Source organism: Gordonia sp. DT101, from assembly GCF_049844895.1.
Taxonomy (GTDB): Bacteria; Actinomycetota; Actinomycetes; order Mycobacteriales; family Mycobacteriaceae; genus Gordonia.
Genome location: NZ_JBNCLX010000002.1, coordinates 804,485 through 823,121, shown reverse-complemented (window position 1 = coordinate 823,121; position 18,637 = coordinate 804,485). Strand labels below are relative to the sequence as shown.

Below are 18,637 nucleotides of genomic sequence, written 5' to 3'. Positions count from 1 at the left end.
TCGGGTTGTGCACAGATGTCAGTACGGGCGTCCGGTCGCGACATGAGCGGCGGATCATCGCTGCATGGACGAACGCGGTGACACCTCGTCGTCGGACATGTTCCGCAGGCGCGACGCGCTCATCGCCCGCGGTTCCGATGACCGGCGACTACGTCAGGAACTCGACACCGGCACGCTGATCAAACCGTGGCGCGGCGTCTATCTTCCTGCGCCGGAATCGAGTTCCGCCGACGCCGCCTACCTGACCCGCGTACTCGCCGCATGCGAGGTCGCGGAGATCGACAAGGTGGTCAGTCATCAGTCCGCGGCCGCAATCCATGGCCTACCGCTGCTGCACCCCGACCGTTCCCGGGTGCACTTCACGGTGAACCGCACATCCGGTGGTCACCGACGCGGACAGGTCCTCCACCCTGCACGACTCACCTCCGACGACGTCGTGTCCGTCGACGGACGCGCGGTCACCTCGCTTGCCCGCACCGCGGCCGACATCGCGCGGACCGGAAACATGAACCAGGCCGTGTGCGTCTTCGATTCCGCACTACGTGCGGGAGCAACAATCGAAGAACTCCGCGACGCCGTGGCCGGCAACCGCGGTCGTGTCGGCAACTCCGTGGCGCGCGCAGCCCTCCCCCACGCGAACCCGCAGTCGGAATCCATCGCCGAATCATTCAGTCGGGCACTGATCGTCGGCTTCGACGACATCCCAACCCCCATCGCGCAGCACGAGTTGTTCACAACCTCGGGGATCTTCGTCGCCCGCGTGGACCTCTACTGGGACGAAGAACGGATGGTCGGCGAGGTCGACGGCCGCGGGAAGTACACTGCCGACCTCGACCCCGGAGAACACCCCGGTGACCGGGTCTGGGACGAGAAGCGTCGCGAAGACGCCATTCGGGATCTCGACGAGACCGTGGTGCGGTGGGGATGGCAGGAATGCATGCACCCCGAACGACTCCACGCACTCTTGCGCCGAGGCCTGACCCGGGCCCGCAAACGCCGCTGAACCGCAGCCGCGACGGTTTCCGTCATCCGCAACGGGAATTCGGGGTCGCGGATGCAGGAAACCGTCGCGGCTGCGGAGAAGGGTTTGGGTGGGTGGGTGCGTAGGGGTGTCAGACTTTGGAGTTGCCCATGTCGATCTGGAACTCCGCCCCGGTGATCGCCTTGGCACCGTCCGAGGACAGATACACCACGGCATCGGAGATCTCGTCCAGCGACGCCACCGGGTGGTAGTCCAGGACTGAGGTCAGATGTGGTGTCACCCAAGGCATTCCAAAGATCCGGTGGGCCTCGGTGTCGGCGACCCCCATCGGGGTGTCGACTGCGTAGGGGTGGACACTGTTGACCCGAATCCGGTAGTGCCCGAGTTCCTTGGCCGCGGTCTGGGTGAGACCTCGCAGTCCGAACTTCGAGGCCGAGTACGACGCCTGCATCGGCATGGCCTTCAGCCCGGCCACCGAGCTGATCACGACGATGGAACCGCCATTGCCGGCCTCGAGCATCGCGGGGATGGTCGCCTTCAGGGTCTTCCACGTGCCGACCAGGTTGACGTCGACGACATCGGTGAACTGTTCCTCGGAGAGTTCCCACACCTTGCCCCACGTGAGGATGCCCGCGTTGGCGATCACATGGTCGAGTCTGCCGAACTGTTCGACCCCGTCGGCGACCAGTTCTTGCTGGAACGCGAGGTCGCGTGTATCACCCTGCCGGGCAAGAATCTTGCCTCCGGCCTCCTCGACGAGCCGGATCGTCTCGGCGAAGTCGTCGGTGGTCGCCGACGGATAAGTGGCGTGCTCGGCCACCGGACCGGCGATGTCGAGACCGATGATCGCCGCGCCTTCGCGTGCGAATCGCAGGGCATGGTTGCGCCCCTGCCCACGTGCGATTCCGGTGATGTAGACGACCTTGCCGTCGAATTGGCCCATCCGCCGAGTCCTCATTCTCTCGTCCTGGTCACCAGTGGCGATGTCCCGCTTCCGCACCTTCGGCGCCGGAGAAACGCGAACACCCGCCACGGGTGAACTGTGTCGCAAAAACTGTAACACGTTCTACTTTGTGGCGGGCGTTCGCGAGACCCTGGAGATCAGCTGCCGCCGAAGGTGCGTTCGAAATCCTCCGGGATGATCAGGTCGTCGCGGGACAGTTCGTGAACACTGTTGTGTCCCAGCCCCATGACCACACCGTCGAGACCCATGCGGAGCAGGTCGAGAACATTCTCGACGCCGGCCTGTCCGTTGGCCGCCAGCCCCCAGAGGTAGGCGCGACCGACCATGACCGCCCGAGCGCCCAAGGCCAGGGCTTTGGCCACATCGCTGCCCCGGCGGACGCCTCCGTCGAGCAGGACGTCGACCTGATCGCCCACCTGATCCGCGATCGGACCGAGCAGCCGGATCGTGGCCGGGGTGCCGTCGAGGTTGTTGCCGCCGTGATTCGAGACGGAGATGGCCGACGCACCGATGTCGACGGCCCGCTTGGCATCATCGAGACGGGTGATGCCCTTGACCATGAAGGGTCCGTCCCACTGCTCGCGCAGCCACTGCAGGTCCTCCCAGGTCGGCGGCGGAGTGTTCATCCATTGGCCGTAGGCGCCGAAGAACGTCGGGCCTGGCTCTCCCCTGGGCGTCAGGTTGGGCGCGGTGAGGTCGGGGATCTCGACCTTGCCGCCGCGGACCCAGTCGAGCGCGTAACGCGGCTTGACCGCGATCTCCGGTGCCAGTTTCAGCAACGCCTGGAAATCGACCTTCTCCGGGATGTCCGGGCTGCCCCAGTCGCGACCGATGTTGAACACCCAGTCGGTGGTGACGATGAGCCCCTTGGCGCCCGCCTCCTTGGCTCGCAGTGCGCGAGCGAGGATCTCGTCGCGGGTGCCGAGCCAGTAGATCTGGAAGAAGACCTTGTCGTTGACTGCGGTGACCTCCTCCACCGGATGCGACGCGAAGCTGGACAGCCCCATGGCCGTCCCTCGCGCGGCGGCCGCCCGGGCGACCGCGACCTCGCCGTCGGGGTCGACGGCCTGCACGCCGGTCGGCGAGATCATCACCGGGAACGAGAGGTCCTGACCCATCACCGTGGTCGACAGTTCACGATCGGGCTGTGCACCGACCACGTGCGGCGCGAAGCCGAGCTCGGAGAACGCATTGACGTTGTCGCCCAGCGTGATACCGGCCTGCGTGCCGGCGACCAACGACGAGTACACCGATTTCGGCAACCGTTTCTTCGCACGACGCTGCGCCTCGTGAACCGTTTCGAACCACGGGTTGCGGGCCCAGGGATTGGCCATGTTCTTTCCTACCTACTTCATTGTGTGATGGCAGCACAGAACACCCGAAGGGCCGGGCATCCCGTTGTTGCGGGGTGGGTCAGAGCGTGAAGCCCGCGAGGGGGTTCTCGTCACAACTCTTCGACGGCGGGGCACCGATCGGCAACAGGTCGCCGTCGGCCTGGCGGGTCATCAACGTCAGCGGCGTGCCACGTGAATGATCTTTGTTCGCAGTCGGTTTGGAGCGCTCACCGGCAAGCAACTGCTCGCCGTAGCCCTGCACGCACTCGGGGTCGGGCCCGGCCAGGGGCAGGCCGGTGAAGAACTTCGCGGCCATACAGCCGCCGCGGCACGCATCGAAATGGGCGCACTTGGTGCAGGCTCCCGCGTTCTGCGGTTCGCGCAGTTCGGTGAACAGATCCGAATGCTGCCAGATCTCCCGGAAGCCGCCGTCGGCGAGGATGTTGCCGGCGAGGAAGTTCTCGTGGATCGCGAACGGACAGGCGTACACGTCGCCGACGGGATCGATGAGGCACACCACGCGTCCGGCACCACACAGGTTCAGCCCCGGGAGAGCGCCACCACCATCGGCCCCGCCGAACGCGGAGAGATGGAAGAACGAGTCACCGGTGAGCACCCCGTCTCCGTGCGCGACAAGCCAGTTGTAGAGCTCACGTTGCTGTTCGGGCAGCGGGTGCAGATCATCCCACACGTCGGCGCCACGACCCGACGGCCGGAGGCGGGTGATGCGCAGGGTCGCGTTGTACCGATCGGCCAGTGCCTTGAACTCGTCGAGCTGTTCGACATTCTGCCGCGTCATCACCACGCTGATCTTCGCGTCGGCGAAGCCCGCCTCGTGCAGGTTCTCCAGGGCGCGCACGGCCATGTCGAAGGATCCCGGACCGCGGACCGCGTCGTTGACCTCCGCGGTGGCACCGTCCAGCGAGATCTGCACGTCGACGTAATCCGAGGCGGCCAGGCGCTCCGCCACCGCCTTGTCGATACGTAATCCGTTGGTGGAGAACTTCACCCCGACCTGGTGGCTGGTCGCGTAGTCGACGAGCTCCCAGAAGTCGGGCCGAACGGTCGGTTCGCCGCCGCCGATGTTGACGTAGAAGACCTGCATGCGCTGCAGCTCGTCGATGATCGCCTTGCACTGTTCGGTGGAGAGTTCGCGCGGATCCCGCTTTCCCGACGACGACAGGCAGTGCACACACGCGAGATTGCACGCGTAGGTCAGCTCCCAGGTCAGGCAGATCGGGGCGTCGAGCCCCTTCTCGAACTGGTCGACGAGCCGCCCCACCTTGGGGGTCTTCGGGGCAGGCGACGCAGGGGCGACGAGATCCGTTGCGGTGGGCGGAAGTTCCAATGTGGTCATCGGGTGTGACTCCTCAGGACTGGTCGGCGAGGCGAGGCGAGGGACAGTACTCAGGCGGCGGGGCGGGGGACGATCATGCCCGAGTCGGCGAGCGCGCCAAGCGCCTGCACGTAGAGCGCACGATCGGCTTCGCCGAGGCCTGCGGCGGCCAACGCGTCCGAGGCACTGGCGTGGTCGCCGAGCGAGGACACGATGTCCACGACTGTCAGGTTCTTCAGGAAGGACAGCTTGCGGGTGCCGAAGTGGTAGAGCAGCGCGCCGAACGGCTCGGGCCGCAGCGCGACCTTCGGATTCAGCGTCCATGCTCCACCGGAATCGAATTGCGGTGCCGGGCCGGTGCCGGCGGACGCAGCGACGCGACCGCCGGACACCGGTGCGGATGTCGGGGTCGACATCAGTAGACCCCGCACATCCCGTCGATCGACACCTCTTCGACGAGGGACTCGCCCACGAGCTCGGTGTCCTGCGTCGACGTGGCTGACTGATCGGCCATGATCCAACCTCCAATTTTTGTCGGTAGTGATTCGGATCACTGGATACTATAATGGCACTCGGTGCAGAAAAACACCCCCCGACGAAAACTGACCAGACGGACAGGTGACGATGAACCCATCAGACGCGGTGCGCCCACTCATACGCACCGCGCACGCAGGTCGGCGACCGGTCACCTCGCGCGCCCGGATCAGTGCGGTCGCGATCGACCTGTTCACCGCCAAGGGTTTCGAGGAGACGAGCGTCGACGACGTCGCGGACGCGGTCGGCGTCGCCCGCCGCACACTGTTCCGCTACTACCCGTCCAAGAACGCGATCGCCTGGGGTGATTTCGATGCGCACCTCGCCGAGATGCGTGCCCTCCTGGCCGAGATCCCCGATGATCTGCCGATCGCCCAGGCCCTGGGACGCGCACTCATCTCGTTCAACGCGGTGCCCGACACCGAACTCACCGCCCATCGTCGACGGATGTCGCTGCTACTCGGAGTGCCCGCGCTCCAAGCACACTCGATGCTCATGTACGCGGAGTGGCGTCAGGTGATCGCCGATTTCTGCGCGCACCGCCTCGACCTGGGCGAGCACGACCATCTCCCCCAGACCATCGCCTGGATGTGCCTCGGCACCGCACTGGCCGCGTACGAGCAGTGGCTCACCCACCCCGACTCCGACCTCGAAGCCCTGATCGTCGCCGGCACACGTACTCTGTCGCAAGGAGTCGGCGCGCTGTCGTGATCGGCTCCCCATGCGATACGCTGGACTAGAACGTGTTCTAATTTTGTTTCGGAACGGCGATGCCCGGACGCCTGTCCGCACTTGCCGGCCAGACCTGGAGAGGTGGCGAGATGACCGAGTTGACACCGCACGGCTCGCGCAGTGTGATCCTCACGGTCGCCGAGGTCATCGACGAGACCGCGGACGCCCGATCAGTCGTCTTCGAGCTTCCTGACACCCTCACCGAGTCCTTCACGGACTACAAGCCCGGCCAGTTCCTGACGCTGCGGATCCCGAGCGATCAGACCGGTTCGGTCGCGCGTTGCTATTCGCTGGCGTCCGCGCCGGGCACCGACAAGCTCCCGAAGGTCACCGTCAAACGTACGGTCGACGGTTACGGATCCAACTGGGTCTGCGACAACCTCACCGCCGGTGCCCAGATCGAGGTGCTGCCACCCTCGGGCGTCTTCACCCCCAAGGAACTCGACACCGAGTTGCTGCTCATCGCGGCGGGCAGCGGTGTCACCCCGGTGATGTCCATCCTGAAATCGGCTCTGCACGGCGGCACCGCCCGCGTCACCTTCTTCTACGCCAACCGCGGCGTCGACGACGTGATCTTCGCCGACGAGTTGCGCGAACTGCAAGATGCGTATGCCGACCGCCTCACGGTGATCCACTGGCTCGAATCCCTCCAGGGCCTGCCGAACCACGAAGTGCTGGCCACGACCTTCCGGCCGTACTCCGAACACGCCGCGTATATGTGCGGTCCGGGCCCGTTCATGGACGCAGTCCACAAAGGCCTTGCGGGCGCGGGGTTTCCGCACCACAACGTGCACACCGAGGTCTACAACTCGCTGGCCGGGGATCCGTTCGCCGACGTGGTGCTCGACGAGGTCAGCGAGGCCGAGGACGCCGAGGCCGCGACGGTCGAGGTGGAACTCGACGGCGAGACCCACAATCTGAAGTGGCCACGGAAACGGTCCCTGGTCGACATCATGCTGGCCGCGGGCCTCGACGCACCGTACTCCTGCCAGGAAGGCGAATGCGGTTCGTGTGCCTGCACCCTCAGCGAGGGTACGGTCGAGATGGAGAACACGGGGGCACTCGATCCGGAGGACATCGCCGACGGTTACATCCTCGGATGCCAGGCGCACCCCACGTCGGACTCGCTCAAGATCGAGTTCTGACCCACCACCGCGCGAACCTCGACGAGAAGGACTGACGATGAACTCCGAACGACTGGCACGTGGGCTCGGCGGCATGCTGTTGACCATCGGCACATTGCATTTCGTGGCGCCGAAGCCGTTCGACGAGATCATCCCGAAAGAGATCCCCGCCGATCCGCGGACACTCACATACGCATCAGGTGTCGCCGAGGTCGCCATCGGCGCGGGTCTGCTGGCACCGCGCACGCGACGTCCCGCTGCCGCACTGGCCGCCGCACTCTTCGTCGCGGTCTATCCCGCAAACATCAACATGGTGCGACTGTGGAAGGACAAGCCCGCTGCCATGAAGGCCGTGGCGATCGGTCGCCTGCCGCTGCAGTTCCCGATGATCTGGGCTGCGGTCAAGGTGTTCCGCTCCACACCGCAGAATCGCTGATCCAGAACCACTTTCGACTTTCGCCGAGGGTCGGTGCCGGAGTCACTCAGCGTAGGGACCGCAGATACGCCCGGTCACCGGGATCGAGGTGCTCGGTCGCGTAACGCAGTGCGGTACTGCCCATCTGGGCGGCGTGCGCACCCAGATAGTCCGTCAGCACGGTGCGATCCACGCGTTTCCCGAGTTCGCGCAACATCCATCCGGTCGCCTTCTGGATCAGATCACGACGATCATCGAGGACGACCGATACGACGGCGATGGTGGCGTCGGAGAACCCGTGCTTGAGAAACGCGAACGTCCCGACGATGCCGGCCCGTCGGCACCACAGGTCGTCCTGTCCCGCCAGTTCGACGAGCGGCTCGTGGTCGGCACACGAGACCAGCCATTCGCCCAGAATCGGGTCGGCCGACGAGTCGATGAGATCCCAGTTGTCCACCCGCCCGTCGTGCAGGGCGGTCAGGTAGAGCTCAACCCAGGCGGACTGCTCGGTGCCGGCCGACGCCCTCTCGAACTCCGCGCGGAGCAGGAAGAGAGCGAGCAGGCGATGCTCATGTATCGGCGAGTCCAACAGCTCGCGGATCGCACTCGGCTGCACCCCGCGAAATCGCTTGGCCACCTTACGTAACGGCGGCACGGCGACACCGACGAACACATCGCCCTCGCCGTAATCGCCCGGCCCGGTCTTGAAGAAGCGTGCCGAGCTCGCCGCCCGGGCGGGATCCGCCAGTTCGGCGACCGCCGCCACGATCTCCGACGCCGGGAACGCGGCGGCCATCGTCAGGCGATGAGGTCGGCGATCGGGGTGCGTGTGAGGAGCTTCGGGCGCGTCTTCATGACCGCGCCGACCTTACCCGCACCGACCACGCCGGTGAGGATGCCGTCGCGGCTGTAGTACGCCAAGAACTTTCGGCCGTCGTCGTCCACCACATGGACCTCGTCGGTCGACTCCGGGCGGCCGAGCACCTGGATCTTGAGGTCGTACTGATCGCTCCAGAAGTACGCGGGCGTGGCGGGGATCATGGCGTCCGTCTTCGCGATCCGGTGCGCGACGACACTCGCCTGCTCGACGGTGTGCGTCCAGTGCTCGACCCGCCGTGTCCCACCGTTCTCGGTACGCCAGTTGGCCACATCGCCGAGAGCATAGACATCGGGAGCCGATGTAGCGCCGTGTTCATCGCAGGCGATGCCACCACCGACCTCCCGGGGTGCGACCTCGATCCCCGAGCCGTCGAGATAGTCGATGACGGGGGCCGATCCGATTCCGACCACCACGACGTCGGCGTCGACCTCGGCGCCGTCGGACAGGCGCACCCCTCGTACCCGGAAGCCGTCCGACAGCACCTCGTCGACCCCGATGCCGGTGCGGACGTCGACGCCGTTGGCGACATGCAACCGGGTGACCATGTTGCCGATCTCGGGCCCCAACGCCGCGACCAGCGGTGTCGGTGCCGGCTCGACCAGGGTGACCGCCAGGCCACGCTGGTTGAGGCTCGCCGCAACCTCGCAGCCGATGAATCCGGCGCCCACCACCACCGCCCGGGTCGCGCCCTCGAGCTCGCCGCGCAGGGTGAGAGCGTCATCGATGCTGCGCAAGACGTGCACACCCGGCACATCGTCGCAACCGGGCAGCGACCGCGGCCGAAGTCCGGTGGCAAGGACCAGGGTCTCGTACGCCACGATCTCGCTGCGCGCCGGATCATCGAAACGCTCGACGGTGACCGTGTGATCCTCCGGCGAGATCGCGCTCACCCGCTCCCCGACCCGCAGGTCGATCGACGAGTCGCCGAAGAACTCGGCAGGCTTCAGGTCGACGCGGTCGTCCTTGCCGAGCAGCACCGACTTCGACAGCGGCGGACGATCGTAGGGCGGATGGGGCTCGGCCCCGATCAGCGTGACGGTTCCGGCATAGTTGTTGGCGCGCAGGCTCTCAGCGACGCGGATCCCACCCAGGCCCGCTCCCACCACGACCACACCCGCGGTTGACCCACTCATCTGCGTCCTCCCATGACGTATCCAGATCCGTGCCCACGAGGTGTAACCCGGCGCCGCGACGTCGACGCGGTCCGCGTCGCCCGCGGTCGCCGGCCACCGTGAGCCGGCCGGAGATGCGCTGGATGCACCCCCTCATCGGGTGACATCGCCGACCATCTCGAGGTCGGCGAGCCGCCAGTTGCCCCCGACATTACGCATAGTGGCCCACCGAGCGGTAGAGGTGCGTTCTCCGTCGGTGCCGGCGGATGGGGTCACGCCGGGCAACCTCACGGACTGATCGGCGAACACCATCATCTGGGCCTGGTCCGCGGCGTATGCGTTCACCCCGACGCCAACCACCCGGACCGTCATGCTCGCTCCGCCCGTCACCGCACCGGGCAACACGACATCGGGCCCTTCACTGCGGTACCGGAGGAGCAACGAACCCGTCAGACGCGCGGCCACCGCCGCGCGGTCGGACGGTGTGGAGTCGGGCCCGAAGGTCATCAGCGCCGTGACCGCCTCGCTCGTCGCGGCCTGCACGGCGTCGCGCTGGGCCTCGTCGGGAACCGGGCGCGCGCGGTGAGCACCCACGAATCCGGCGATCGCCACGATCGTCGCGACGAGCACGATCACCACCGCCGTACCGAACCAGCGCCGTCCACGACGGGTGAGCTGCAACCCGCCGGTCACGTCAGTCCCGCCTGACTCATCAGCCACCCGGCGGATGTTCGCGTCATCGTCACCTCGATGTTCACGCGTCGGTCGCCGTAGTCGCCACCGACCAAGGTCGGATCGGTGGCCTCGGCGACCATCAGCACGCGTGCCTGCGCGCCGACGTCGTCGGAGGGCGGATCCGTGATCAGACCGGCGGACAAGACCTGCCCGGTACTCGGCCGGTCCTGGCGACCGATCTCGGCGACGAGGGCATCGCGCGACGTGACGAGCCGGTCGTGCTGGGCCCCGGTGGTCACGGCCAGCACCCGATCGAGGTAGCCGGCGGGATCACGGGGATTCGCGGTCAGCAATGCGGTCACCGCCGAACGTGATCCATCGAGTGCCGCGGTCGCGGCGTCGGCACGTTCCGTCGCAGATCGATTGTGCACCGCGACGGCCACGATCACCGCGACCAGGAGCACCACGACGGCCACAGCGAAGGCGGAGGCGATCACCAGGCGTCTCGACCGGCGACGGGCCCGATCGCGCAGCGGCCCGGCTGCCACGACACGCGCCAGACGCGCATTCCGGGTCGCCTCGACCACCTGTTGCCGTGCCTGTTCCACACGTTCCTCATCGACCGCACTCATGAGATCACCTCGACGCGGGTCAGCAACCAGTGATCGTCGGCTTTGTCGAATCGAGCTGTGACCGAGGACCTCTCGGTGATCGGTGCACCGGCGGACGCGACGGCGGGTGTCGTCACGATCTTTGCGCGGATCAGCACGTCCCCGCTGTCGGGCCCTGCATCGACGATGCCGACGGCCTCCGGTGTCCACACGATGCTGCGTGCACCATCGGCAGGCGGGCGAGTCAGTTCCGATGCGTACCGGGCGGCGAACTCTCCGCCCACGAGTCCTCGGGCCCGGGTCCGATCGGCCTGCCACGTCGCGGTGTCGACCGAGAAGACCTGCGCCACCACCTTTCCGGCGTCATTACGTAGTTGATCGCGACTACGTTCGGTGGCGGAATCGGTGACCGAGACCCGCCATTGCCAGGCCAGTACCGTGAGCAGGACGACGAGTACCACCACGATCGCACCGGAGATGAGGAGCGCCGACCTCCTCGAGACGATCCGGGAATTGTTGCGCCCAACGCCGGCACGGGAATCGGTCATGGGATGTACTGCACCGCCGAGAGTTTCAGCTGACCGTCGTCGGGCGTCACCAGCACCCGTAGCCGGAACTGCTGGTCCGAAGGGGCGCGCCCCGCGGCCGCGTCACCAGAGAACTCGACCGTCGCGGCCACCAGGACCGCGGCCTCGTCCCCAGACCGGCCCGAGACCCCGGCGCCGTCCACGGTTCCCCGCGCCACGGTCCCCTGGCTCTGGACGAACCGACTGTAACCGTCGGCAGATTGCGCGAACTCGTCATAGAACGCGCCAGTCGCACCGTCCAGGATGCGCCTCGCCTGATCGGGACGTCGATGATCGGGGCTGAGCAGGAGGGACACCCTCGCCACCGCGGCCCGCTGGAAGTCGCCGTCGGTGTAGGCGCGCTCCGCGCGTACCCACAGCGTCCCCCCGATGACCGCCGCGACCACGGCGGCGACGGCGACGATCGCGATCACCCACCGGATTCGCGAAGGGCGTCGCTCACCGGCCTCGATCTCCGCCGTCCGCAGTTCATCGACCGCGCTGCGCAACTCGGCACGCGCGGTCCGCTCGTCGTCGAGCAGACGGTTGCCGGTCATGCGTCGTTCCTCTCACCGATGGCACCGACGTCACCGTCGAGCCGACTCCACCCTAACGGTGACGCCGGACACAGCCACAGGGGTGTCGTCCTCTCGGCCGCCCTACCGTCCGTCGGCGCCGATACGCTGCGAATACGCTGCTCGCTGATCGTGGTCGTAGTCCAAGAACATACTGTCCAGCTTGGTCATTCGGCGCGACATCCGCTTCATGCGCTGCGGGATCGTCGCATTGGCATGCACCCAGGCCATGGACCGGGGAGCCGTCACCCGAACCCGCGGTCGGGCGATGATCGATACGACGTGTGCCGCGACATCCTCGGGGTCGACCGGCCGTACGAGCGAGTTGGTCCGCAGCCCCGAGATCAGACCGGTTCTGGTGAAGGTCGGGAGCACCGTACTGATCCGCACACCGGTGGGCTCCAACTCGGCGTCGAGGGCCTCGGAGAACTCTATGACGGCGGCTTTCGCGCCGTTGTAGATGGTCAGTCCGGGAGTCGGCAGACGTCCGGCGACCGATGCGATGTTGACGACCTGGCCGCGGCCCCGCGTCACCATCCGGCGGGCCGCGAGCTGGGTTCCGGTGATCACCCCGATGACATCGATGTCGAAGGTTCGCCGGATCAGGGCCTCGTCGTAGGAGAGGAAATGCCCGACCGGCATGATCCCGGCGTTGTTGATCAGGACATCGATCGGGCCGAGGGAATCCTCGACGCCGGTGAGGAAATCGTCGAAGGACTTGCGGTCGGTGACGTCGACGGAGAACCCCTCGACCCCGAGGTCGGCGGCCGCCTTGCCGACCGCCTCCTCGTCGACATCGCCGAGGGCGATGACGGCGCCCGCGTCGAACAGCTGTGTGGCCGTTTCGAATCCGATGCCGCGCGCACCGCCGGTGATGGCGATGATCTTGCCGCACAGAGCGGATCGGACCTCGTCGTGATCGGGCGTACGGCTGATTCGGTCGCGGAGGGACATCGGTGATCCTTTGGTGCTGAACGGAATTGACGAGACGGCGATCGAGGGACCCTCACCAGATCATCGGAGCCAGATACTTGGCGGCGAGTGCCCGGACCGCTTCGGGTTGCGTCCGGCTCTCGTCGGAGGTGGGGACCTCGAGATAGGAGATGACCAACCGGACGTGGAGCTCCACCGCCTGCAGCAGATCATCCGCGGGCATCGTGGCGCCTGCCTCCCGTAGCGTGGCAGCCACCCGATCGGTCACCATGTCGATGAACAGGGCGGTCACCGACGCGGTGATGCCCTTCATCTCCGAGTCGGTGAGCACCAGGCGGCGCATCAGCGGATCCTCGGACACCATCAGCGCGCCCTCGGCGAAGGCCTCGACCACCGCATCGGCGGGTCCGAGCCCGACGACCGCCTGTTCGAGGCGGCGCATCCCACGTTCGTAGAGATCGTTGGCCACCGCCAGCAGCAGCGCCTCCTTGTTGGGGAAGCGCCGGTAGAGCGTGCTCCGGCTGACGCCCGCCTGCGCGGCGACCTCGTCCATGTTCGCGCGCCGGACCCCGACAGAGGTGAACTCGGCCCCGGCCGCCGAGAGGATCGCCTGTTCCTGATCCTCCGGTGACGAGGTGTTGCGCGTCTTACGCGGCGCCCGTGTCGTCGTCATCGGCGTCGAATGCTCACGGGGAGCTTGTCTTTGGGAACAGGAAGGGAGCTGTAATCCATCGGCATGGTGTAGCCGTCCGGCACCGACCACTCGTGACCGCGTACCAGATGATGCAGGATCGTCTTGATCTCCATCTGGCCAAAATACAGGCCGATGCACTTGTGTACGCCACCGCCGAACGGCATCCACGCCATCCGGTGGCCCTTGTCCTCGGCGCGGTCCGCCGAGAAGCGCTCGGGATCGAACATCTCCGGGTTGGTGAAGAACTCGGGGTCACGGTGATTGGTGAGCTGCGGCACCGAGACGAAGCTCCCCTTGGGGACGAAGTATCCCTGGACCGAGGTGTCCTTGATCGCCATCCGCGGCTGCGCGGGCACCGGCGGACACATCCGCAGGGATTCCTTCATCACTGCGTCGATGACCGAGAGCTTGTCGAGATCGTCATAGCCGAGCTCGCGATCGAGGTCCATCGACTGCTCGTACGCCTTCTGTTGCCACTCGGGCGCTTTCGCCATCCGGTAGGCCATCTGCGTCGTGGTGATGGTCGACGTGTCGTGGGCGGCCATCAACACGAAGATCATGTGGTTGACCACGTCCTCGTCCGTGAAGCGATCGCCGTTGTCGCTCTCCGCATGGCAGAGCACCGAGAACAGGTCCGGCGTCTCACGCGCCCGTTTGACCGGGATGTTCTCGTAGAAGAACTCCTCGAGCACCTTGCGAGACCGGAGTCCCTTCCACCACCGTCCTCCGGGAACCGGCTTGCGCACGTAGGCGACTCCCGCACGCACCGTCTCGATGAAGGCCTTGTTGAGTTTGTCCGCATCGTGCTTGGGCAGTTCGACGCCGAGGAAGACCTCGAGGGCGACGTCGAGCGTCAGCTCCTTGAACTCGCTGAACAGCTTCACATCGCCGGACGCGAACCGCTCGATCCGATCGGCGATCATGGGCTGCATCTCCTGCATGTAGCCCTTGAGCGCGGAGGGGGTGAACGCCTGCTGGAGAATGTGCCGATGGTGTCGGTGCTCGTCGAAATCGAGCAGCATGATGCCGCGATTGAAGAAGGGGCCGATGAAGTAGCTCCAGGCCGGCCCGTTGGCGAAGGCCTTGTCGCGGTTCATCAGGATCTCGTCGGCGGCCCGCGGGCCCGAGGCGATCACCATCTGGATACCCAGCGCGTTGAGACCGGACACCTGGCCGAACCGTGCCAGCCGGTCGTCGCCGAACGCGAACGGATCACGCCGCATCGACATCATCTCGAGAATCCCGTTGCGGTCGGCGCACGGCACCTCGAGCAGGTCGCTGCCGGCCGGGGCCTCCGCGCCCACCGTCGTTGTCATGCCACGTCTCCTCACACCCACGGGTCAGGGGCCGACTGTGACCCCGATCGCATTCTCCCGAACCATTGGAACAGAATATCGAAAATGTTTCTAGTCCCGGTCGTGATCGACCCCCCGAGCGGACAGCAGCGCATGACAGCGGATCAGGCGGTCACGCCACCACCGCTCACGCCTCCCATCGGCCAGCGGCACGGCGCCCCGGTCGACGATGTGATCAGGCCCGAACCAGCGCGTGGTGACCGCCCCTCCCGCCGGGAGGAAGGGCACGGCCACATCGGCACCGAACAGGGCGCCGGTGCCGAGCCCACAGGCGTGGTCGAGGTTCGGTAATGCGGCCGCCGCGGCCAGCCCGGCGGAGATGCCCACCGCCGAGTCGAGGGCCGACGACACCACGACGGGCAGCCCGATCGCGTCGGCGATCTCGAGCGTTGCCCGCATCCCACCGAGGGGCGCGACCTTGACGATGGCCACGTCGGCGGCGTCGGCGGCGACCACCCGATATGGATCGGCCGCCTTCCGGATCGATTCGTCCGCGGCGATCGGGACGCCGACGGCGCGGCGCACTTCGGCGAGTTCCTCCACGGTCGCACACGGTTGTTCGACGTACTCGACGTCACCGATCGCCCGGATCGCGCGGATCGCCTCGGCGACAGTCCATTTGCCGTTCGCATCGATCCGCACCCGCGCCACCCCGGCGCGGGCTGCGGCGACCCGCGCGACGTCGTCGTCGAGCGTCTGGCCGGGTTCGGCGACCTTGACCTTGGCGGTCGACGCCCCCGGATAACGAGCCAGAATCCCGGCGACCTCGGACGCCGGGACGGCCGGCACGGTCGCATTGATCGCGATCACGTCGCGTACCGGCGGCGGCGGCCCTTGATATGCCGCCTCGATGCCGGCCGCGAGCCACGCAGACGCTTCGTCGTCGTCGTACTCGACAAAGGGACCGAACTCCCCCCATCCGGCCGGCCCGCGGAAGACCATCGTCTCGCGCATGGTGAGGCCGCGGAACCGTGTACGCATCGGCAATCGGACCACCAACGCCGTGGCGAGCAGATCGGCCGTTGTGGGCAGTGCGTTCCCGGACATCACCGGTCCCTTCTCACGAGCCTCCTTGGAACAAATCTTTCACTTCGTTCCAAGCTGGGTTAGTCTCCTCCCATGTCAGTCAACCAGGACTACGAGCAGTCGATCCGCGAGGCCGAACCGGTCATCGTCGACGACGAGGCCGATGCGGCGGAGGCCTCGCCGCGTCTCGGCGCCGATTCCCTCGTCTGGAAGTTCTACGGCGACAGTCGCGGAATCCTCGGTTTTCAGCGCCTCGCCGGCACCGAGAACTGCATCGAGCAACTCGGCCAGGCGGTGCTCGACCATTCCGTCATCTTCGACGACTTCCTGGGCCGCGCACGGCGGACCGGACCACCGGTGATGACGACCGTCTACAGCACCGAACCGCAGAAGTGGGGCCGCACGGTTCGCGACTTCCATCGCGACATCAAGGGCACGATCAGCGACGGATCGCGCTACCACGCACTCAATCCCGAGCTGTTCTATTGGGCTCATGCGACTTTCGTCGACCAGGTGCTCTACATCACCGATACGTTCATCCGCAGGTTGAGCTACACCGAGAAAGTCCAGATCTTCGAGGAGAGCAAGGTCTGGTATCAGCTGTACGGGGTCAGTGCGCGGAGTCAGCCACAGACCTACGAGGAGTTTCTCGCGTATTGGGATGACATGCTGAACCGGTTCGTTCCGCACAAGACCGTTGTGTACGCCACCGGCTACATCCGCCAGGGCCTCCCCCGGCCCAAGAAGGTCCCGGCACCGGTATGGAGGGTGGCTTCGGTCCCGCTGAACGGATTCATCCGGACGGTCATCGTCGGCACGATCCCACAACAGATGCGTGAGGTGTGCGGTCTCGAGTGGGATGCCAAACGGGAGAAGCGCTTCCAGCGTTTCGCGGCGGCCATGCGGGCGGCGAATCCGGTGTTCAACCGACTGCCACTGAAATGGCTCTACGTGCCATGGGCCTATCAGGCCTGGCGTGAGATCGGCGTGGACCCACGACCGTTGTACAACAAGAAGGGGTCGTCGTAGGACGACTCCCCCGGTGGTCGGAGGCGCGGCGTGGGCCCGAGGTCTCCGTCGAGCGCTCTGCTGATCGTTGGTCCGATCCGCGCGAAGTCGGCGGCCGCCGTCGACATCGGGTAGACATCGGCGATCAGTGCCAGCCAGTGATAGATCTGCCGGAGATCGTCGGTCGACAACGGCCCGTTGACCCAGTTGTCGCTCTTCCAGGTCTCACGTTCCCAGGTCTGCCAGGGGTAGTCCGCGTCGGCCGGCGGGGACACCGAGTACAGTCCCCGGACGATGACGTCGTTGCGAGCGGCCCCGGACTCCGTACGCCATCGGGCCACGACCTCCCCGAACCCGACGTAGTCGTCGGCCGTCCACGCGCTCACCGGGAATCGCTTCCACCCTGCACGACGGATCGTCCTGGCGATCTTGCTGTCGAGCACCTGGCTCGGATGGTCTGGTGCTCCGCCGCCCGCGAAGTACAGAAACCACGTGAAGCCGGTGGGCCCGAGGCGCTCGATCGTGTTGCCGCCACGTTCTGGCTTCAGCAGTTCGAAGGCGGTGGCCGGATCCTCGCGACTCGCCTGCGCCGCCTCCTGGAGCAATCCCCCGATCCGTCGTCGGTCGGTCGCCACCGCGACCATGCGGCGCTTGTTCTCGCCGGGGCGCCGACCGTGACAGAACGCGATGGTGTTCCACAGCAGGTTGATCGCATCGTCGGGAGACGCCAGGGCGGCGTCTGCCAGACCGAAAAGGCCTGTGCGCGATATTGTCTCGCCGCACAACACGCCGGGAAGACCGTGCTCGGCGAGTTGCTCGGCCCACCAGGGGCGGTCGACGCCGACGGTGTCGTCGAGGAGTTCTGTGGTGCGGTCGCCTGCGGCGAGCCAGTCGATCAGGATGGTCGGTGGTGCGAGATCGCGGGGACTCATGGTTCTTAGGACGCAGCCCGGCCCCAAACGGTTCCCGATGTCCGGGGGGCTATGACGCCCTGAGGAATTCACCTGCCGCCGAGCCGAAGTCGGCAGCTCGGTCCCGATGCACACTGTGCCCGGCGTCGATCACGGCGAACCGGCCGTCGGGCAGCACCTCGCTGAGCGTACGGAGATGCTGTGACGGCAGGAAGCTTCGGCGGCCACCCGAGATGACCAGGGCAGGTGCCGTGACCGCCCGCAGACGCGTCCACCAGTCGGGGTCGGCGACCTCGAACTGGGTCGAGACGTCGGTGGCCACCCGTCGGTCGAATCGGATGATGGGAACCGGATTGCGCACGGCCCAGCCCAGTCCGCGCACGCGTTCGCCGAGCGATGCCGCGACGACGATGTTCTCGTCGAGATCGTGTTGATCCCGCGGCATCGGCGGGATCTCCTCGAGGACGATGCGCCGCACGCGGTTCGGCACATCCATCGCCAACCGGAGCGCGGAGTGCGCCCCGAGCGAATGCGCGACCACGTCGGCGACCTCGATGTCGAGGTCGTCGAGGACGAACCTCAGGTCGTCGCGGAAGTCGTCGAGCCGGTAGGTCGCGGCGTGCCCGCTCCGGCCGTGACCGCGGAGATCGACGGAGACGACCGACCTGCCCTCACGGCGTAGCGCCCTGGCGAAGGTGCGCCAGGTGCTGTGGTCGCCGGCCATGCCGTGCACCAGCACGACGGGCGGGCGATCGCGGTCGACCCCGGCGACCCGGACATTCAGTGCCAGTTCCCCGGAAGATGTCGATCGATGCAGCACGCGCATGCCATCGAGGGTAATGAGCGGTGCTCTCGCCGAGATTCCGGGTG

General features: G+C 66.6%; 22 protein-coding genes. 5 read left to right on the top strand and 17 right to left on the bottom strand.

Features of this window, described 5'->3' with window-relative positions:
- Positions 1–64 precede the first annotated feature (64 nt).
- A complete protein-coding gene (locus tag ACLQ3I_RS10425) occupies positions 65–1,003 on the top strand; it encodes a hypothetical protein (RefSeq protein ID WP_425801694.1) in 939 nt (312 codons plus the stop codon).
- 109 nt (positions 1,004–1,112) lie between these two features.
- On the opposite strand, the gene ACLQ3I_RS10420 is transcribed toward ACLQ3I_RS10425, so the two are convergent.
- The 5 genes from ACLQ3I_RS10420 to mftA form a co-directional block, all read right to left on the bottom strand.
- Positions 1,113–1,925, bottom strand: coding sequence for a mycofactocin-coupled SDR family oxidoreductase (locus tag ACLQ3I_RS10420; RefSeq protein WP_425790665.1), 813 nt, complete (start codon positions 1,923–1,925; stop codon positions 1,113–1,115).
- Positions 1,926–2,083: 158 nt separating this feature from the next.
- Positions 2,084–3,280 carry a pre-mycofactocin synthase MftD gene (mftD, locus tag ACLQ3I_RS10415; protein ID WP_425790663.1) on the bottom strand — a complete coding sequence of 399 codons (1,197 nt, stop codon included), beginning with the start codon at positions 3,278–3,280 and terminating at the stop codon, positions 2,084–2,086.
- 79 nt (positions 3,281–3,359) lie between these two features.
- A complete protein-coding gene (mftC, locus tag ACLQ3I_RS10410; RefSeq protein ID WP_425790661.1) occupies positions 3,360–4,637 on the bottom strand; it encodes a mycofactocin radical SAM maturase in 1,278 nt (425 codons plus the stop codon).
- Positions 4,638–4,687: 50 nt separating this feature from the next.
- On the bottom strand, positions 4,688–5,032 hold the full coding sequence (gene mftB, locus ACLQ3I_RS10405) for a mycofactocin biosynthesis chaperone MftB (protein ID WP_425790659.1): 345 nt from the start codon (positions 5,030–5,032) through the stop codon (positions 4,688–4,690).
- On the bottom strand, positions 5,032–5,130 hold the full coding sequence (mftA, locus tag ACLQ3I_RS10400; protein ID WP_267629915.1) for a mycofactocin precursor MftA: 99 nt from the start codon (positions 5,128–5,130) through the stop codon (positions 5,032–5,034). The genes mftB and mftA overlap by 1 nt, the downstream gene beginning before the upstream one ends.
- A 110-nt stretch (positions 5,131–5,240) precedes the next feature.
- Here mftA and mftR point away from each other — a divergent pair, with 110 nt between their 5' ends.
- The 3 genes from mftR to ACLQ3I_RS10385 all read left to right on the top strand — a co-directional run bounded on the left by mftR (position 5,241) and on the right by ACLQ3I_RS10385 (position 7,442).
- Complete coding sequence (gene mftR, locus ACLQ3I_RS10395; protein ID WP_425790657.1) at positions 5,241–5,861, top strand: mycofactocin system transcriptional regulator; 621 nt, start codon at positions 5,241–5,243, stop codon at positions 5,859–5,861.
- Positions 5,862–5,971: 110 nt separating this feature from the next.
- Positions 5,972–7,027: a 2Fe-2S iron-sulfur cluster-binding protein gene (locus tag ACLQ3I_RS10390; protein ID WP_425801692.1), complete on the top strand. Its 1,056-nt coding sequence runs from the start codon at positions 5,972–5,974 to the stop codon at positions 7,025–7,027.
- Between the two features lie 37 nt (positions 7,028–7,064).
- On the top strand, positions 7,065–7,442 hold the full coding sequence (locus tag ACLQ3I_RS10385; protein ID WP_425790653.1) for a DoxX family protein: 378 nt from the start codon (positions 7,065–7,067) through the stop codon (positions 7,440–7,442).
- 46 nt (positions 7,443–7,488) lie between these two features.
- Here ACLQ3I_RS10385 and ACLQ3I_RS10380 read toward each other — a convergent pair whose 3' ends face one another.
- From ACLQ3I_RS10380 to ACLQ3I_RS10335, 10 genes are all read right to left on the bottom strand, one after another.
- Positions 7,489–8,217 carry a DNA alkylation repair protein gene (locus tag ACLQ3I_RS10380; protein WP_425801689.1) on the bottom strand — a complete coding sequence of 243 codons (729 nt, stop codon included), beginning with the start codon at positions 8,215–8,217 and terminating at the stop codon, positions 7,489–7,491.
- 2 nt (positions 8,218–8,219) lie between these two features.
- A complete protein-coding gene (locus ACLQ3I_RS10375; protein ID WP_425801686.1) occupies positions 8,220–9,434 on the bottom strand; it encodes an NAD(P)/FAD-dependent oxidoreductase in 1,215 nt (404 codons plus the stop codon).
- Positions 9,435–9,566: 132 nt separating this feature from the next.
- Positions 9,567–10,133, bottom strand: coding sequence for a hypothetical protein (locus ACLQ3I_RS10370; RefSeq protein WP_425790648.1), 567 nt, complete (start codon positions 10,131–10,133; stop codon positions 9,567–9,569).
- Positions 10,103–10,720: a hypothetical protein gene (locus ACLQ3I_RS10365; protein WP_425801684.1), complete on the bottom strand. Its 618-nt coding sequence runs from the start codon at positions 10,718–10,720 to the stop codon at positions 10,103–10,105. The genes ACLQ3I_RS10370 and ACLQ3I_RS10365 overlap by 31 nt, the downstream gene beginning before the upstream one ends.
- Positions 10,717–11,247 (bottom strand): hypothetical protein, encoded by a 531-nt coding sequence (locus ACLQ3I_RS10360; RefSeq protein WP_425801682.1) that lies wholly within the window; start codon positions 11,245–11,247, stop codon positions 10,717–10,719. The genes ACLQ3I_RS10365 and ACLQ3I_RS10360 overlap by 4 nt, the downstream gene beginning before the upstream one ends.
- A complete protein-coding gene (locus ACLQ3I_RS10355) occupies positions 11,244–11,822 on the bottom strand; it encodes a hypothetical protein (RefSeq protein ID WP_425790642.1) in 579 nt (192 codons plus the stop codon). The genes ACLQ3I_RS10360 and ACLQ3I_RS10355 overlap by 4 nt, the downstream gene beginning before the upstream one ends.
- A gap of 102 nt (positions 11,823–11,924) precedes the next feature.
- Entirely contained in the window at positions 11,925–12,794 is an 870-nt protein-coding gene (locus tag ACLQ3I_RS10350; protein WP_425801680.1) for an SDR family oxidoreductase, read from the bottom strand.
- 52 nt (positions 12,795–12,846) lie between these two features.
- Positions 12,847–13,446, bottom strand: coding sequence for a TetR/AcrR family transcriptional regulator (locus ACLQ3I_RS10345; protein WP_267629927.1), 600 nt, complete (start codon positions 13,444–13,446; stop codon positions 12,847–12,849).
- Positions 13,443–14,783, bottom strand: coding sequence for a cytochrome P450 (locus ACLQ3I_RS10340; RefSeq protein ID WP_425801678.1), 1,341 nt, complete (start codon positions 14,781–14,783; stop codon positions 13,443–13,445). The genes ACLQ3I_RS10345 and ACLQ3I_RS10340 overlap by 4 nt, the downstream gene beginning before the upstream one ends.
- 90 nt (positions 14,784–14,873) lie before the next feature.
- On the bottom strand, positions 14,874–15,869 hold the full coding sequence (locus ACLQ3I_RS10335) for an o-succinylbenzoate synthase (protein ID WP_425801675.1): 996 nt from the start codon (positions 15,867–15,869) through the stop codon (positions 14,874–14,876).
- Positions 15,870–15,941: 72 nt separating this feature from the next.
- Between ACLQ3I_RS10335 and ACLQ3I_RS10330 the strand changes: the two genes are divergently transcribed.
- Complete coding sequence (locus ACLQ3I_RS10330) at positions 15,942–16,877, top strand: oxygenase MpaB family protein (RefSeq protein ID WP_425801672.1); 936 nt, start codon at positions 15,942–15,944, stop codon at positions 16,875–16,877.
- Here ACLQ3I_RS10330 and ACLQ3I_RS10325 read toward each other — a convergent pair.
- Both ACLQ3I_RS10325 and ACLQ3I_RS10320 read right to left on the bottom strand, forming a co-directional pair.
- Entirely contained in the window at positions 16,814–17,788 is a 975-nt protein-coding gene (locus ACLQ3I_RS10325) for a hypothetical protein (RefSeq protein ID WP_425790633.1), read from the bottom strand. The genes ACLQ3I_RS10330 and ACLQ3I_RS10325 overlap by 64 nt on opposite strands.
- Before the next feature lie 49 nt (positions 17,789–17,837).
- Positions 17,838–18,593 (bottom strand): alpha/beta fold hydrolase, encoded by a 756-nt coding sequence (locus ACLQ3I_RS10320; protein ID WP_425801669.1) that lies wholly within the window; start codon positions 18,591–18,593, stop codon positions 17,838–17,840.
- Between the last annotated feature and the right edge of the window lie 44 nt (positions 18,594–18,637).